This is a genomic window from Pseudomonas sp. GM17, from assembly GCF_000282175.2.
Lineage (GTDB): Bacteria > Pseudomonadota > Gammaproteobacteria > Pseudomonadales > Pseudomonadaceae > Aquipseudomonas > Aquipseudomonas chlororaphis.
The window spans coordinates 4,780,242-4,795,273 of sequence record NZ_CP124732.1; the positions used below are offsets into that span (position 1 = coordinate 4,780,242).

Annotated in this window: 16 protein-coding genes, 1 tRNA gene and 1 pseudogene; 9 read left to right on the forward strand and 9 right to left on the reverse strand. The window is 59.0% G+C overall.

What is annotated here, in order from left to right:
* Positions 1–148: 148 nt before the first annotated feature.
* Both PMI20_RS21305 and PMI20_RS21310 read left to right on the forward strand, forming a co-directional pair.
* Positions 149–1,246, forward strand: coding sequence for an AI-2E family transporter (locus PMI20_RS21305; RefSeq protein WP_007924423.1), 1,098 nt, complete (start codon positions 149–151; stop codon positions 1,244–1,246).
* Positions 1,247–1,262: 16 nt separating this feature from the next.
* Complete coding sequence (locus tag PMI20_RS21310; protein WP_037034343.1) at positions 1,263–2,264, forward strand: AraC family transcriptional regulator; 1,002 nt, start codon at positions 1,263–1,265, stop codon at positions 2,262–2,264.
* Positions 2,265–2,448: 184 nt separating this feature from the next.
* On the opposite strand, the gene PMI20_RS21315 is transcribed toward PMI20_RS21310, so the two are convergent.
* Complete coding sequence (locus PMI20_RS21315; RefSeq protein WP_037034345.1) at positions 2,449–3,063, reverse strand: sensor histidine kinase; 615 nt, start codon at positions 3,061–3,063, stop codon at positions 2,449–2,451.
* Between the two features lie 1,194 nt (positions 3,064–4,257).
* Between PMI20_RS21315 and PMI20_RS21320 the strand changes: the two genes are divergently transcribed.
* Positions 4,258–4,548 (forward strand): type II toxin-antitoxin system ParD family antitoxin, encoded by a 291-nt coding sequence (locus tag PMI20_RS21320; protein ID WP_007924427.1) that lies wholly within the window; start codon positions 4,258–4,260, stop codon positions 4,546–4,548.
* Between the two features lie 2 nt (positions 4,549–4,550).
* Positions 4,551–4,907, forward strand: coding sequence for a type II toxin-antitoxin system RelE/ParE family toxin (locus PMI20_RS21325; RefSeq protein ID WP_007924428.1), 357 nt, complete (start codon positions 4,551–4,553; stop codon positions 4,905–4,907).
* A gap of 206 nt (positions 4,908–5,113) precedes the next feature.
* On the opposite strand, the gene PMI20_RS21330 is transcribed toward PMI20_RS21325, so the two are convergent.
* The 3 genes from PMI20_RS21330 to pgsA all read right to left on the reverse strand — a co-directional run bounded on the left by PMI20_RS21330 (position 5,114) and on the right by pgsA (position 6,338).
* Complete coding sequence (locus PMI20_RS21330) at positions 5,114–5,413, reverse strand: Arm DNA-binding domain-containing protein (protein WP_007924429.1); 300 nt, start codon at positions 5,411–5,413, stop codon at positions 5,114–5,116.
* A 225-nt stretch (positions 5,414–5,638) separates the two neighbouring features.
* Positions 5,639–5,714: transfer RNA gene (locus PMI20_RS21335), tRNA-Gly, on the reverse strand.
* Positions 5,715–5,777: 63 nt separating this feature from the next.
* Entirely contained in the window at positions 5,778–6,338 is a 561-nt protein-coding gene (pgsA, locus tag PMI20_RS21340; RefSeq protein ID WP_007924430.1) for a CDP-diacylglycerol--glycerol-3-phosphate 3-phosphatidyltransferase, read from the reverse strand.
* Positions 6,339–6,657: 319 nt separating this feature from the next.
* Between pgsA and PMI20_RS21345 the strand changes: the two genes are divergently transcribed.
* Positions 6,658–7,812, forward strand: coding sequence for a polymorphic toxin type 44 domain-containing protein (locus tag PMI20_RS21345; protein WP_007924432.1), 1,155 nt, complete (start codon positions 6,658–6,660; stop codon positions 7,810–7,812).
* A complete protein-coding gene (locus tag PMI20_RS21350; RefSeq protein WP_037034347.1) occupies positions 7,793–8,212 on the forward strand; it encodes a hypothetical protein in 420 nt (139 codons plus the stop codon). Before PMI20_RS21345 ends, PMI20_RS21350 begins: the two co-directional genes overlap by 20 nt.
* Before the next feature lie 8 nt (positions 8,213–8,220).
* On the opposite strand, the gene uvrC is transcribed toward PMI20_RS21350, so the two are convergent.
* From uvrC to PMI20_RS21365, 3 genes are all read right to left on the reverse strand, one after another.
* On the reverse strand, positions 8,221–10,044 hold the full coding sequence (gene uvrC / locus PMI20_RS21355) for an excinuclease ABC subunit UvrC (protein WP_007924433.1): 1,824 nt from the start codon (positions 10,042–10,044) through the stop codon (positions 8,221–8,223).
* 2 nt (positions 10,045–10,046) lie between these two features.
* Complete coding sequence (gacA, locus tag PMI20_RS21360) at positions 10,047–10,688, reverse strand: response regulator transcription factor GacA (RefSeq protein WP_020295157.1); 642 nt, start codon at positions 10,686–10,688, stop codon at positions 10,047–10,049.
* A gap of 145 nt (positions 10,689–10,833) precedes the next feature.
* Complete coding sequence (locus PMI20_RS21365) at positions 10,834–11,199, reverse strand: helix-turn-helix domain-containing protein (RefSeq protein ID WP_007924437.1); 366 nt, start codon at positions 11,197–11,199, stop codon at positions 10,834–10,836.
* A gap of 81 nt (positions 11,200–11,280) precedes the next feature.
* Between PMI20_RS21365 and PMI20_RS21370 the strand changes: the two genes are divergently transcribed.
* The gene (locus PMI20_RS21370) at positions 11,281–11,511 is read left to right on the forward strand and encodes a DNA-binding protein (RefSeq protein WP_007924438.1); all 231 of its coding nucleotides are present in this window, start codon (positions 11,281–11,283) and stop codon (positions 11,509–11,511) included.
* Between the two features lie 57 nt (positions 11,512–11,568).
* Here the strand turns inward: PMI20_RS21370 and PMI20_RS21375 are convergent, their stop codons facing one another.
* Entirely contained in the window at positions 11,569–12,015 is a 447-nt protein-coding gene (locus PMI20_RS21375) for a GNAT family N-acetyltransferase (RefSeq protein ID WP_007924439.1), read from the reverse strand.
* Positions 12,012–12,769 (reverse strand): annotated as a pseudogene (locus tag PMI20_RS21380) (carbon-nitrogen hydrolase family protein). Before PMI20_RS21380 ends, PMI20_RS21375 begins: the two are co-directional and overlap by 4 nt.
* A gap of 641 nt (positions 12,770–13,410) precedes the next feature.
* On the opposite strand from PMI20_RS21380, the gene PMI20_RS21385 reads away from it, so the two are divergent.
* Positions 13,411–14,502, forward strand: a complete 1,092-nt coding sequence (locus tag PMI20_RS21385) for a 3-deoxy-7-phosphoheptulonate synthase (RefSeq protein WP_007924442.1) — start codon at positions 13,411–13,413, stop codon at positions 14,500–14,502.
* A 212-nt stretch (positions 14,503–14,714) separates the two neighbouring features.
* On the forward strand, positions 14,715–14,996 hold the full coding sequence (locus tag PMI20_RS21390) for a peptidylprolyl isomerase (RefSeq protein WP_007924449.1): 282 nt from the start codon (positions 14,715–14,717) through the stop codon (positions 14,994–14,996).
* Positions 14,997–15,032: the final 36 nt, after the last annotated feature.

The window sequence follows — 15,032 nt, forward strand, 5'->3', positions numbered from 1 at the left end:
CGACACGCCGCACAAACCGGTATTTTTTTGTGTAGCGTTCATACTTAGTGTCTATATATTAATACTATCGCTGCCCACGCAGCATGATCGCAGGCATATGGCGCCCGCACAGCCCAAGAAGGCGAAAGCTATGACAACCGGAAAACCCATGACGCCCCTCAATGCCAAGGAGCTTCTGGATGTATTGATACGGGCGGGGCTTATCGCCGCCTTGACCCTCTTCTGTTATCAGATCTTTCAGCCTTTCCTCGGAGTCATGCTTTGGGCCGTGATCCTTGCCGTCACCCTGAACCCGCTCAATAGCCGTATGGCCAATGCCATAGGCATCTCCCCGGGCAAATCCGCCCTATTGCTGGTCTTGCTGATACTGCTCTGCCTGATGGTGCCGCTGAGTTTTCTCGGCGAGTCGCTCGCCGTATCGGTGCAAGGCGCATTGCAATCAGCCAATGAGTGGAACCTAAGCCTCCCGCCGCCCACGGAAGCCGTGCAGGGATGGCCGCTCATCGGCAAACCGCTCTTTCAAATCTGGAGTCACGCCTCCTCTGATCTGACGTGGGCGATGCAGCAAGTGGTGCCTCATCTCAAAGGCTTCAGCACCATGCTCTTGCTCAAGCTGGCAGGCGTCGGGACTGGCATCCTGATCTTTGTCCTGGCGCTGATCATCGCCGGCTTGTTTATCGCGCACGGCGACAGTAGCGCCCGAAAAGGCATTGCCATCTCCAAACGAATCTTCAATCCGGAACGTGGAGAGGAGATGGCCACGCTGTGCGCCGCCACCATCCGGGCAGTCGCCCAGGGCGTGGTGGGTATTGCGTTCATCCAGATGCTGCTGGTCGGGATCGGCCTGGTGGTGATGGGCGTTCCCGGCGCCGGACTGCTCGCACTGCTGGTTCTGCTGCTGGGTATCATGCAACTGCCCGTGCTGCTGATTACTGCGCCGGTGGTGATTTACGTCATCAGCCAGCAAGGGGTCAGTACCCCTACCGTCATTTTCTCCATCTGGACAATAGCCGCCGGGCTCTCGGACAATGTGCTCAAGCCATTGCTGCTGGGGCGCGGGGTTTCGGTGCCGATGCCGGTGATTTTGATCGGTGCCTTGGGAGGCATGATCAGCTATGGTTTCATCGGTCTGTTTATCGGCCCCGTCGTCTTGGCGATCGGGTACGAACTCTTCAATACATGGGTTGGCCAGGCCCCGGAACTACCAGACGCGGTAGGGCCGGCGGCAGACCCTGTCGACGATTGATTATCAGGGCAGCTCAATGGACAGTGTTCGCGGCACCGCCTTCCTGCAGTACGGTGAGTTGCTCGCCGTTCGAGGCGCATCGATGCGTGAATACCTGACGCCCCATCACATCGATCTGGGCGTCGTCGGCAACTATGAAAGAACCTGCTCCTACAAGAGCCTGGTGCATATCTTCGAAGGCAGTGCGCACGCCTTGCATATGCCGGAATTCGGCATGGAGCTGGCTTCGCGCCAGAGAACCACGTTGCTGGGGCCCCTGCACTATCTGGCGCAATCGGCTCCCACTGTGGGCGATGCCCTGGTCGCGGTCATTCGTTACATGCATGTCTATAGTCAATCCATTCACTTCAGCCTGGAACGCCGACACGGCCAGGCGCTGCTGTGCTTCAAAAACGCTCTTGGGTGCAATCTGGTAACACCACAGATCGTCGAGAAGTCCGTACTGCAGGGCAGCCTGCTGATCGCCGAACTGCTGAGTGGCCCATTCCAACCCAAGACCGTACTGTTTCGACACCTGCCCCAAGCCAGCCAAGCCATCTACCAAAGCTATTTCAACTGCCCGGTGCTTTTCTCGCAGGAACATAACGTCTTGGTGCTGCATGCCGAGGATCTGCAACGGCCCTGCGTGCAATTCGATCCCGTGCTCCATGACATCATGCGCTTCTACCTTGAGGCCAACTGTTCCGCCAATCGTAGCCTGCATGACCAGGTTGCCCAGAAGATCCAGATGCTCCTGCCCCGACAACGTTGCAGCCTGGATCAGGTGGCTGTAACCCTGGGCCTTAATCCCAGGACACTGCAAAGGCACTTGGCCGAAGACGGAATCGAATTCGAACAACTGGTGGACCGGACACGGCGCCAGCAAGCCAGACAGTTGCTGACCAATACGGCCCTCAGCGTGGCGCAGATTGCCCAGGAACTCGGCTACCGGCGCACCACTTCATTTTGCCGGGCGCACTTGCGCTGGTTCGCATGCACGCCACTGGAACATCGTCTCCAGCAAATGCCCAATCGCTAGCGACCAGACAGCCATCTGCCCGACGCTTTACGCAAGCAGGTTAATGCCTGCTGAAGCAGTTTGGAAAGCGCGCCCGGATCGGCAGGAACTGTCGCCCGCCCTGCAAAATTACCCGCCGTCGCACTGGTCACGATATGGGCGAATGCCCCTGGCGTCGATACGCAAGATGGGAAACGTCCGCACCCTAAAGTTTCAAGGACTGCGGCACTTCAAAGTCCACCTGGAAACAGGTGCCCTTCCCTAGCTGGCTGGTGAGGAGGATCTCGCCCTTCATCTGCGCCACCAACTGGCGACACAGCGCCAGCCCCAGGCCGGTGCCACTTTGCCGATAGCGTCCGGCCGCCTGGATTTGAATAAAGGGTTCGAATATCCGGATCTGGTCACTTTCGGAAATCCCTATCCCCGTATCCTCGACCACCAGCCGGACCTTCACCAGGCCCTCTCCACAGCCAATCGCACGGAGCTTGCAGACCACCGAGCCGGTATCGGTGAACTTGATGGCATTGCTCAACAGGTTACGCAGCAATTGCTTGAAGCGATCCGGATCGATCCAAACCTCGGACTGCAGCACCTGATGCAGTTCGACGATGTACTCAAGGCCCTTGCTGGTGGCCGCCCCACGGAGTTCGTTGGCGACATCTTCGGCCAGTTGCTGCAGGTCCGAGCTTTGCGGATGGCATTCAACGCAGACGACCCGCGCTAACTCGAACACCAGGGCGCGTTGGTCTGCCAGGACTGGCCGAGTTATGGCGACCTCACCGCCGAGCATTGGTTCTGCGCCCAGGACGTACCTGAACATGCAAACATTCACGGTATGATCCACTTTTTTTCGCCTGCTCTGGGGCCGGCACCCCAGAGCACGATAACTACACATTCACCGAACCACGCAAACGCATCGCCAATGCACCGACCACTGCCCGACTCGCCCAGAAACTCCCGTCCCTGCCCCAGGGAGGAGCCCTGGCATCGCTGGGCCACGTGGATTGGGCATGGGCATCAAGCTTCCTGTCACAGCGAGGCATAGCGCAGATTCAGGCCTTTTGTGATGTCATCCATAGGCTGATGCTGGGTAACCGTATTGGCCACGCTACCGATCAGTTCAATACCCTATGGGGCACGTTGAGTACCCAGCTCGTTGTGCTACTCAATAACTTGAGTTACGGAAAACAACCCACTCGCGAATTAATGTCACTGCGCATAGCCCGTGACGACATGCGCAATTATGTTGTGTTGGGCGATCCGGCTGTCCGGCTCCGTGCCCCACTAACTTGGATATCAAACGGGCAGACTGCACCGATCATCGACGACAGAATAAAAGTTGCATTATCCCTCGCTGTGACGACTCCTTCCGAGTGAGTTCAGCCCTTTCCTGACGCCAGCAAATGGCATTCTTGAAAAACTGATGAAGCAGGTCTCTACCCATGATCGTTACATGAAGCAGATTATTGGAAGGATCGGCATATTAGAGACGTTAACTGACCTTGAACTCGTTCGGCTTTTCAGGTGATCAGAGAAGCTGGCAATGCCCTGCCACAGGAGAGACTGATGGGCCTGGAGATAGATCACGACATGGAAACGTAGTTCTGAAAGATGAACGGCAGTCTGCGCTCTAAGATTGCTTCTCTCGCTGGTTGCGCTAGCTATAGCCATACGTGCCCTTAGCCAACGCAGTACGGTTCAGCCCTTGAATTACCCTTAGAAAATTGTCGATGAAAGCGAAGCACTTTCCAGCAGTGTTTTTTGACGTGCCTACCCGCGCCCAAGCCCTTGCTACTGAACACGTGAACATCGCTCAGACAAACCTTATTTATGCACTTGAACGCCCTGAGGCGAGCATCAAGATGGCGCCAGCATTCCGATTAGTAGCTGAGGCGGCGTGTTAACTCATACAATCCAGCTTACGGGATGACCACCCTAAGCTATGCTCCTGAGGGGAAATGGCATAATATGCCAACGATTGAAAGAACCTGTTTGCCCAGAGCTGGAGCTAATTATGGCGACGCGAAACGTTGTGCTCACCCCTCACCAGGAACAGGTTATCCAGGACCTGGTGCAGTCCGGCCGTTATCAGAATGCCAGCGAAGTGATGCGAGAAGGTTTGCGCCTATTGGAACAGCGCGTCGCCGAAGAGGCGGCCAAAATTGAGGCCCTGCGTCAGGCGACCTCAATCGGCATCATGGATCTTGAGCACGGGCGCTTTACTCAGTTGAACGAAGGGGATCTGGAGCACTACCTCGAGGGCTTGAGCCTGGAGGCCACCCTCCCCGCGCGCGAGAAACACTGAGCATGCCGCAGTATCGGATCTCCAACGCGGCGCGCGCCGACATTGTCGACATCCTCACACTCTCCCAGACGCAGTTCGGCGATCAAGCACGCCAGCGCTACCAGGCGCTGATCCTCACCGCGCTGCAAGCGATCGCCGGCATGCCCTATTGCATTGGCAGCCACGACCGCGATGAGCTTGCGCCGGGCCTTCGCAGCTATCACCTCATCTACTCACGCCAGCAGGCCAAACACCTCCATGGGACAGTCAAAAGCCCGCGCCATATCGTGTTCTATCGTGTGGCAAACGACGACGTGATCGAGGTCGTCAGACTCCTTCATGACGCCATGGACGTGCAGTTGCACTTGCCTAATGACTGATCACCGACCTGGCCCAAAGGCTTAACACTCATGCACAGCGAAGGTAAGGCGCGCCCTCTCTATCTCAACCTGAGCGCCCTCGCTGCCAGCCGACTCGGCGGCTAATTGAAGCGCGAGGCTCTGGGTCCGACCGGACTATCGAGACCCACGACCAGAAACACGATGCTCAACTTTGCGTACCACTTTCAATGCTGAACAACCGCTTCTTAGGCATTTTCCGCGGCCAGGCGCCTAGCATTACGCTCCAGCTGCCGATGGACACGCGGATCGATGCCCCTGGCGACCAGTGCCCTCGCAACATCACGCAGAGCACGAGCATCTCCTAAGTTAATTTCAGGATAGATACCGAGAGAAATACGGGGTTGCTTATCCGCCCAGGAAAAACGGAAGTGCCAGCACTTGGCGCCTTTCGTATTCACGAAAAGGGCCAGGCCGTTGTAGTCAGGGAGGGTGTAGTCCTTGGCACAGGGTTTAGCGTGCCGGACTGCCGTATTGGTGAGAGCCATCGTACAATCCCCATCTCGTTTGAATAGAGGAGATTTGTACAGTTTCCAGAAAGGCGAGTCCCACGAAAAAATGATCTACCAAGCTCCGGATTAATGTACTAAACGATGTACTAAAAAAACGTGGATGGTAGTGTTTTCGAGTAGAACTTACTGGAACGAAAAAAGAGGCCGAAGCCTCTTTTTTCAGTTTCTGCAGACTTCAATAGAAGCCTGTAGAACAATAATTGGAGCGGGAAACGAGACTCGAACTCGCGACCCCGACCTTGGCAAGGTCGTGCTCTACCAACTGAGCTATTCCCGCGTCTTGGTGGTGTGCATTCTATAGAAATTCGAAACTGCGTCAACCCCTTGATTCAAAAAAGTTTTATTTCTTTTCCACATCGGTCTTCAGATGCGGCCAGGCCGCGCGCAGGTACTGCAGCATGGACCACAGGGTCAGGCCTCCCGCGATCAACAGCAAGGCATAACCCAGCAGCACCCAGAAGGTGAAGGCCGGCGGGTTGGCCAGCAGGATCACCAGCGCCAGCATCTGCGCGGCGGTTTTCCATTTGCCCATGTTGGATACCGCTACTTGCGCGCGGGCACCCAGTTCGGCCATCCACTCGCGGAGGGCGGAAACGACGATTTCACGCCCGATGATCACCGCCGCCGGCAGGGTCAGCCACAGGTTGCCATGCTCTTGCACCAGCAGCACCAGGGCCACCGCCACCATCAACTTGTCGGCCACCGGATCGAGGAAGGCCCCGAACGGCGTGCTTTGCTCCAGGCGTCGCGCCAGGTAACCATCGAGCCAGTCGGTGGCCGCGGCGAACGCGAAGACGGAACTGGCGGCCATGTAGCTCCAGGAGTAAGGCAGGTAAAACAGCAAAATGAAGATCGGGATGAGCAGAACGCGTAGAACGGTGATCAGATTAGGGATATTCATCGGCACAACTGGCTACGAGGTGAGTTGGCAATCTACTCGAAAAAGACAGCAGATGAGGTAGGCACGGCCATTCTACGGGCTTCTCGCACAGCGTGTCTAACACTGTTCCAAGACTTTGAGCGCCTCGAAAGAGCAACTTCAGGAGACCTGAACGAGCGCGACAAGAATCAGGCACGGGTACTCCGCATGTCAGGTGCTCAAGCTCGCGGCAGGCTCCATCCAAGTTCAGAATCGTCCTAAAGCCCTGCCCATCGCCACTTGCTAGGTTCGCAAAGCTCTACAAAGAACTTCGCTGATCAGTCAACGCAAGGACGATAAAATGCTCTCTTCTGCTCGCCTGGGCGATAAACACGTCTGCCCGCTTCCCGGTCACGGCATCACATCGATTGCTTCTGCTTCCTCCGATATCCATATCAACTCCATGGGCGCAGCCCGTGTCGGTGACACTTGCGGCTGTGGCGCGGTCATCACCACGGGGTTTCCCTCGATCCTCCTGAATGGTCGCCCCATGGCCCATTTAGGGAGCCCGACCAGTCACGGCGGGACGATCATCACGGGGTCGGGTGACACCTTCGGTGGCTTTGTCCTTGGGCCCACTCCTGACGCGGTGATCATTAACTTCGCGGCCCTCGGCGTGTTTCGCCCGGACGGCTCGGTAGACGATGAAAAGATGGCGACCTTGCTGGCCGATCCAAGACTGACCGAGAAGGCCGGCGCTGCAAATGCCTTGGTTGATCCCAATGCGGTCTCTAAGGCGCCTGAAGAGCAGCCAGAGGAGAAGGTTTGCACCGATCCCGACCGCATGGAGGAACTGGCGAGCTACATCGCGGGTGAAATGAACGCCAATATCAATAGCGCGTCTGTGCGGCAAATGAAGGACCTCAACAGCTTTAGCCCAACTGCTGAGACAAAGAAGTATAAGGAGCTTCCTTTCTATCTTCGTCTTGGTCAAAGCCCTGACTTCTACAGCTTAGCGCTGGGGAAGAGAGCGAAAGCCTTAGCTATCTGGACAGAACGAGTAGGTCAAAATCGACCGTGGGACCACAAGCCTATTATTCGCAAGACCATCGGGGGAATTTGGCACAAACAGGGTAACTACGATTACTTCTACGACATCTGGTCGAACATCCACTATGGCTATGTGGGGATGGCTGGAGGCCTTTCTGAAAGCGTCCTCTTGGACGGTGCAGGTATAGAACAAATAGGATCAGACGCCGCTCGGAAGGTTGAAGAGATGTATAAAAAACCTAAAGCAGAATGGGAACTACCTGGCCCACATCGCTCAGCAGATATCGAAGGTATGCGGGCATGGGATGATGCGCCTGACCGAACATCCATTAGTATTGGCATTAAACTCTATCGACAACACCCCCACGGAGGCGTCACGGCAAAGATGATCATGGACGAGGTTCTTGCAGTACCGCTTCAAGAATGGAGAAAGGGGGCCCGGGTACATGTCTGCAAAGAAACATAAGGTCCGATATGGCCGCTGGCTATTTCTGATTCTTGTCATCCTCCCTATAGCACTTTGGCATTTTGCCTCCCCGGTTGTATCGGTCGACTTTTCCCCGGATAGCAAGGAAGAGTTCCGATATGTCTGGAACACTCAGGACAGAATCCATAGAGGCGACATTAAGCATGGGGGCACTGCCATTGAGTCCAGCTACATATTTCCTGACGAGGACTTCTTTATGATGTTCTTTTGGTGGACGGATAAAGGGCTTCAACAATGCATCGATATCACACCGAAGCGCTGGGCAACGATAGACATCTACCTTGATGCAGCAGGCAGGATCGACACCACTAAAACTGCTCCTGACATTATTGCTCGCTTGAAGAAATGCGAGGGCGAGCCTGACCCTTTCCGCCCCTGAACTCTCCCCTACTCGCTATGCAAGTTCGCATAAATCAGTTCGGCGAGCTTTTTACTGATCCCCGGCGCCTTGGCGATCTCCTCGATGCTTGCGCGAGACAGCTCCTGCAATCCACCAAAGTGTTTCAGCAGGTCGCGGCGGCGCTTGGGGCCGACGCCGGCCACGCCTTCGAGGGTCGAAGTGCGGCGGGTCTTGCCGCGACGCGCGCGGTGGCCAGTGATGGCGAAACGGTGAGCCTCGTCGCGGATCTGCTGGATCAGGTGCAGCGCCGGTGAGTCGCCCTTGAGGGTGAACTCATGGGCCGCATCGTTGAGGTAGAGGGTTTCGAAACCGGCCTTGCGCGTCGCGCCCTTGGCCACCCCCAAGAGGATCAGGTCGGGCACCGCCAGCTCGTTGAGCACGTCGCGGGCCATGGACAGCTGGCCCTTGCCGCCGTCCACCAACAGGATGTCCGGCAGCTTGCCCTCGCCGTCCTTGAGCTTGCTGAAGCGCCGGGTCAGGGCCTGGTGCATCGCCGCATAGTCGTCGCCGGCGGTGACGCCTTCGATGTTGTAGCGCCGGTAATCGGACTTCAGCGGCCCTTCCGGGCCAAATACCACGCAGGACGCCACGGTCGCCTCGCCGCTGGAGTGACTGATGTCGTAACACTCCAGGCGTTGCGGCGGCTCGTCCAGGTTCAGCACTTCAGCCAGGGCTTCGAAACGTGCGGCCACATGCTGCCGATTGGCCAGCCGCGCGCTCAGGGCCTGCTCGGCGTTGGTCACCGCCAGTTGCTGCCAGCGCGCCCGCGTGCCGCGCACCCGGTGGCTGATGCTCAGCTCACGGCCGCGCAAGGCCTGGATCGCGGTGATCAGGGTCGGGAAATCTTCATGGACCACGTTGACGATCAGCTCGCTGGGCAGGTCGCGCTCCGGGCTGCTGAGAAAGTACTGGCCAAGGAAGGCCGACATGACCTCGGCCACCTCTTCCTCGATACCCACCTGGGGAAAGAAGTTCTTGCTGCCCAGTACCCGGCCGCCACGCACGCTGATCAGGTGCACGCAGGCGCCGCCCGGGTTGACGAAAGCCGCCACCACGTCGACGTCGCCACTGCCGCCTTCCATGCTCTGCTGGTCCTGCACCCGCCGCAGCAGGGAAATCTGGTCGCGTAGCTCGGCGGCCTTCTCGAAGTCCAGGGTGCTGGCCGCCTGCTCCATGCCCGCCGACAGTTCATCGGTCAGGGCATTGCTGCGGCCTTCGAGGAACATCACCGAGTGGCGCACATCCTCGGCGTACACCTCGGCCTCCACCAGGCCGACGCACGGCGCCTTGCAGCGCTTGATCTGATATTGCAGGCACGGCCGGGTGCGGTTCTTGTAGTAGCTGTCCTCGCACTGGCGGACCATGAAGGTCTTTTGCAGCAGGCTCAGGCTCTCGCGAATCGCCCCGGCGCTGGGGTACGGGCCGAAGTACTTGCCCTTCTGCTTCTTCGCCCCGCGATGGATGCTGAAACGCGGAAACTCGCCGTCCGACAGAAACACATAGGGATAGGACTTATCGTCGCGCAACAGGATGTTGTACGGCGGCCGCCATTCCTTGATCAGCGTCTGCTCCAGCAGCAGGGCCTCGGTTTCGTTGGCGGTGATGGTGGTTTCGATCTGCGCGATGCGCCCCACCAGGGCAGCGGTCTTCGGCGCCAGGCCGGTCTTGCGAAAGTAGCTGGCCAGGCGGCTCTTCAGGTTCTTGGCTTTACCGACGTAAAGCAGACGTGCATCGCTGTCGAACATGCGATACACGCCAGGACGGCCACTGCAGGTAGAAAGAAAAGCACTGGGATCAAACGGGTCGGTCATTGTCAGGCGCTGGCATCGACCATGCCGTGGCGAACCGCCAGCAACGTCAGTTCGACATCACTGCTGATCGAGAGCTTCTCGAAGATACGGTAACGGTAGGTATTCACGGTTTTCGGAGACAGGCACAGCTTGTCAGAGATGATCTGCACTTTCTGGCAGCCGACAATCATCAGCGCAATCTGGATCTCGCGCTCCGACAAGGCGTCGAACGGTGAATCACTGGACGGCTGGAATGACTTGAACACCAATTGCTGGGCAATTTGCGGGCTGATGTAACGCTGGCCGGCAAACACCAGGCGGATGGCCTGCACCATTTCGTTGAGACCCGCGCCCTTGGTCAGGTAACCCGCCGCACCGGCTTGCAGCAAGCGGGTCGGGAACGGATCTTCTTCACACACGGTGACGGCCACGACTTTGATATCCGGGTGACTGCGCAATAACTTGCGCGTGGCTTCAAGACCGCCAATCCCGGGCATCTTGACGTCCATGAGGACCACATCGGGTTTCAACTCCCGGGCCTTGAGCAGGGATTCCTCCCCTGATTCGGCCTGACCGACCACTTGCAGGCCATCGATGTCAGCCAGCATTCGTGTAATACCTGTACGAACGAGATCATGGTCATCGACTACTAGCACCCTAATCAAGCAGACACCTCGCGATTTGGTCTTATAGGTTGCCGGACACCTTAGCAAAAAAGCAGCGTGCTGACCTAATGACAAACACCATATAAAAAGCACTTGTTCACCAGGGGTATCCGGTGGATGGTTGATGCGCTGCGAACGCCCTGCCCTAAGGCTCTCGGGCGTCCGCCTTTCTTTTCATGAGGCTGGAAACCGAAAGCTCGGCAAGGGTATGGGTCAGGTGCCGGATCGCGTCCTGATCTTCCTTGTACAAGGCCCGATAACTGACGAGGATTTTCTCTTCGCTCTGGCTGAGGTTATCGGCCCTGGTCGGGGTCCGCCTGCCGGTCACTATATAAAGGACATCGACCCCTTTTGCCGCCACCCGGGACAAGTAATCCGCCTTGGGCACACGGTCTCCACTTTCATATCTGCCTTGGGCATTGGCTTCCACGCCGCCAACTTCACCAAATTTTTTCTGCGACAACCCCAGGCGTTCCCTTTCCTGTCTTAACCGCGAACCGATTCCACTCATTTGGATGTATGATCCTTTTTTATGCACCCCTAGGGGTGTTACACCCTTCAAGCATTGAACAAATTTGAACGGTTTTGAACTATGCCCGGTATCCGCACTGCCGCACAAGCCAAGGCCTGGCTTGAACATCAAGGTAAATCGGTTCAACAGTTCGCCCGTGAACACGGGGTCGACCCAGCCACCACCTACCAGGTATTGGCCGGCCGCAAGAAAGGACGACGCGGAGAGGCGCACAAGGTGGCCGTATTGCTGGGTATGAAAGACGGCATCATCCTGGCCGAGCCGGAGGACCCCGATCAGGCGCCCGCCTGATCCTCGACTGTCGCCACACTGCTCGGGACGACCGCCGCCCCGCACAAAAACCAGCGGCTACGCATCCGCGGCGCTGCTTCGCTCCATCCGCAGAAAGCACTCGTCTTCCCCAACCACCTTCAGCCCCATGCGCCCATAGAGCGCCTGCGCCGGGTTGTCCTTGAACACCGTCAGCCGCAGCAGCGCGCGCCGTTCGCCGCGCGCCATCGCCCGCACCTGCTCGATGGTCCAGGCTCCGGCACCTTGCCCGCGAAACGCTTCGAGCACATGCAACTCGCGAATATACAAGGCCCTGGAATCGCGACTCAGGCTGACGAACCCCAGCACCTCGGCGCCCTGGCAGATCAGCAGGTTCTCCCGCCCGGCCCAGGCCACATCGAAAGCTTCGTCCAACCACAACAGGTCGTGACGGATGTAATAGCCCAGCATGGTGCTGCGGGTCAGGTCGCGGGCGAACAGCAGATCCTCCGGGGTGCTGGCCGGACGCAGTTGGAAACCGTTCAAGGCGCTTCGACCGTCACTTGTTGACCACTCCAGTGACCGGCGTCGCGCCGGGCGATCAGCAACTCGTCGCCACAGCCTGCGGCGGCCACGATCAGAGCGCCATCCGGCCCCCAGATCGCGCTGCGGCCCGCCGACACCCAGCCCCCGGTCGGTCCGCCGTGGTTGGCCATCAGCACCAGCATTGCGTGCTCCACCGCGTACCCCTGCAACAAGGCACTGTCCGCGGCGTAGCCGTTTTCGCTGATCAGCACGCCGGCGGCATAGATGCCGGCACCGGACTGCGCCGCCGCATGCGCGTGGCTGGCCTGGGAGAAATCGGCGCACACCGCCAGGGCCACCCGGTCCTCGGCGAACCTCAGGTTCGCGCCACCCGTGCCTGGGCTGAACACCAACTCCTCGCCGGCATGCAAATGCTGCTTGCTATAGACCGCCAACGAACCATCGGCCGCCAGCACCAGGGCGCCGATCAACAACGGACCCTCGGCCGACAGGCGAATGGGCATGCCCACCGCCGCCGTCACCCCAGCTCCCGGGCCAGGTCGCGCAACGGTTGCAACAACAGGCTCTGGGGCAAGACCGCCAGCTCGGCCGCCAGCGCCGGCTCATAGCCGGTCAGGGACAGCTCGGGAAACACCAGCAATTGCACACCCTGCTCCGCCGCGGCGCGGATAAAGGCCTGGTGCCGGGCGATATTGCCCGGCAGGTCTCCGGCAACGGAAATCGATTGGGCGGCGGCAAGGGTCAGGGAGGTCATGATTCGTCCTGAATGAGCACAAATGAGGGCGTGGCGAGTGTGTCATAAAACTTCAAAACGCTTCACTCATAGGCACTTACTGGCCAGGTAATAGGAATTTCTGATTGAACCGCCACCCCGGCCTCTAGTAAGCTCGGCCCACTTCACGGAGAAACAGCATGTCGTCCCTCACCCTTTCCATGCATCGTCACACTGCCAGCGCCTCGCGCGTCGGTGCGGCTGCCTGGGTGAAAAACGCCTGTGCTCCGGCGAGCTTTTATTTTGGGTATTGGTTTAGCCACTGGCGCGCCTGATACCCAAACGGCGCCCACTTGAACGGGTCGCCTACCAGAGAAAATCTCACCCCCGGTCGGCCTCCCGACCGGGGGTTTTGTTTTTCTGGGCCAACGATTTTTAACCACGACTTTCAGCAACACACCGAACTTACCGAGGATTGAAACCATGAACTACGCCGCCTATTACCGTTACGACACTTGCACCACCTGGCGATTTAGCAGCCTCCGTTCGGGACAGCCTGCCGCCTCCGATCGGTCACCTACTGGTGGCAAACACACCTGCACAGCCAATCCGGCCAATTGTCGAACACCCCAGTAGGGCCGCGCGCGGGACACTACCCGCCGCCTGCCCAGGAAGCCTTGAACATGAACTCGTCCGTATCCGCTCTGCCGCTGTCCACCCGCAACTGCGCCAACGAAACCCTGAGCCAGCGCCTGCCCAGCTCGCTGGAGCTCAAGCAGCAACTGCCGCTCAGCCCGGCCCTCGGCCAGCAAGTCGCCGCCCATCGCCAGGCAGTGCGCGCCATCCTCAACGGTGAAGACTCCCGTTTGCTGGTCGTCGTCGGCCCCTGCTCGATCCACGATCCCCAGTCCGCCCTGGAATACGCCAGCAACCTGGCCAGCCTGGCCGCCGAGGTCAGCGACGACCTGCTGCTGGTGATGCGCGCCTACGTCGAAAAACCGCGCACCACCGTCGGCTGGAAAGGCCTGGCCTACGACCCGCGCCTGGACGGCAGCGACGACATGGCCGGCGGCCTGACCCTGTCCCGCGAGCTGATGCGCGAAATCCTCCGCCTGGGCCTGCCGATCGCCACCGAGCTGCTGCAACCCATGGCCGCCGGCTACTTCGACGACCTGCTGAGCTGGGTCGCCATTGGCGCGCGCACCACCGAATCGCAGATCCACCGGGAAATGGCCAGCGGCCTGGGTATGCCCGTGGGCTTCAAGAACGGCACCGACGGCGGCGTCGGCATCGCCTGCGACGCCATGCGCTCGGCGGCGCACCCGCACCGCCATTTCGGCGTCGACAGCCAGGGCAATCCGGCGGTGATCCAGACCCCGGGCAACCCCGACACTCACCTGGTGCTGCGTGGCGGCCATCGCGGCCCGAACTACGATCGCCAGAGCGTGGCCCAGGTCCAGCACGACTTGCAGAAACTGAAGATCCCGGCGCGGATCATGGTCGATTGCAGCCATGCCAACAGCGGCAAGGACCCGCTTCGCCAACCGGCGGTGTTCGACGAAGTCCTGGAGCAGCGCCTACAGGGCGACTCGTCCCTGGTCGGGGTGATGTTGGAGAGCCATCTGTTCGAGGGTTGCCAACCCCTGAGCCCGACGCTGCGCTACGGGGTTTCGGTGACGGACGGTTGCCTGGGCTGGGACGCCACCGAGCAACTGCTGCGCAATGCCGCCCGGCAACTGCGCAACAGCCGGCAAGCCATTCCGGCTTCCGCCTGATCCCGCCCCCGTAGGAGCGAGGCTTGCCCGCGATACAGGCGACGCGGCAAGTCAGGTACACCGCGTCATCGTTATCGCGGGCAAGCCTCGCTCCTACAGAATAAATGCCATCGACCGACCATCCCTTGCTGCAACGCTTTGACGGAACTTTGACGAGAAATAGGCTACACAATCCGGTAGGCTCACCACTTTCTTGAAAGGAGCAACTCCCCATGGCCAAAGCCACTGCCCGTCACATCCTCGTTGCCAGCGAAGCCAAGTGCAACGAACTGAAAGCCGAGATCGAAGCCGGCGCCGACTTCGCCGAAGTCGCCAAGAAGAACTCCACTTGCCCATCCAGCCGTGACGGCGGCAACCTCGGCTCGTTCGGCCCGGGCCAGATGGTCAAGGAATTCGACACCGTGGTGTTCAGCGCCCCGGTCAACGTCGTGCAAGGCCCGGTGAAAACCCAGTTCGGTTATCACCTGCTGGAAGTGACCAGCCGCCAGGACTGATCCTGTCGCGATTTGCGTGAACGACGGCCCGCCCTT

Coding starts and splice junctions, on each gene's coding strand:
- PMI20_RS21305 (WP_007924423.1), top strand. CDS start 149: ATGACGCCCCTCAATGCCAAGGAGCTTCTGGATGTATTGATACGGGCG.
- PMI20_RS21310 (WP_037034343.1), top strand. CDS start 1,263: ATGGACAGTGTTCGCGGCACCGCCTTCCTGCAGTACGGTGAGTTGCTC.
- PMI20_RS21315 (WP_037034345.1), bottom strand. CDS start 3,063: ATGTTCAGGTACGTCCTGGGCGCAGAACCAATGCTCGGCGGTGAGGTC.
- PMI20_RS21320 (WP_007924427.1), top strand. CDS start 4,258: ATGGCGACGCGAAACGTTGTGCTCACCCCTCACCAGGAACAGGTTATC.
- PMI20_RS21325 (WP_007924428.1), top strand. CDS start 4,551: ATGCCGCAGTATCGGATCTCCAACGCGGCGCGCGCCGACATTGTCGAC.
- PMI20_RS21330 (WP_007924429.1), bottom strand. CDS start 5,413: ATGGCTCTCACCAATACGGCAGTCCGGCACGCTAAACCCTGTGCCAAG.
- pgsA (WP_007924430.1), bottom strand. CDS start 6,338: ATGAATATCCCTAATCTGATCACCGTTCTACGCGTTCTGCTCATCCCG.
- PMI20_RS21345 (WP_007924432.1), top strand. CDS start 6,658: ATGCTCTCTTCTGCTCGCCTGGGCGATAAACACGTCTGCCCGCTTCCC.
- PMI20_RS21350 (WP_037034347.1), top strand. CDS start 7,793: ATGTCTGCAAAGAAACATAAGGTCCGATATGGCCGCTGGCTATTTCTG.
- uvrC (WP_007924433.1), bottom strand. CDS start 10,044: ATGACCGACCCGTTTGATCCCAGTGCTTTTCTTTCTACCTGCAGTGGC.
- PMI20_RS21365 (WP_007924437.1), bottom strand. CDS start 11,199: ATGAGTGGAATCGGTTCGCGGTTAAGACAGGAAAGGGAACGCCTGGGG.
- PMI20_RS21370 (WP_007924438.1), top strand. CDS start 11,281: ATGCCCGGTATCCGCACTGCCGCACAAGCCAAGGCCTGGCTTGAACAT.
- PMI20_RS21385 (WP_007924442.1), top strand. CDS start 13,411: ATGAACTCGTCCGTATCCGCTCTGCCGCTGTCCACCCGCAACTGCGCC.
- PMI20_RS21390 (WP_007924449.1), top strand. CDS start 14,715: ATGGCCAAAGCCACTGCCCGTCACATCCTCGTTGCCAGCGAAGCCAAG.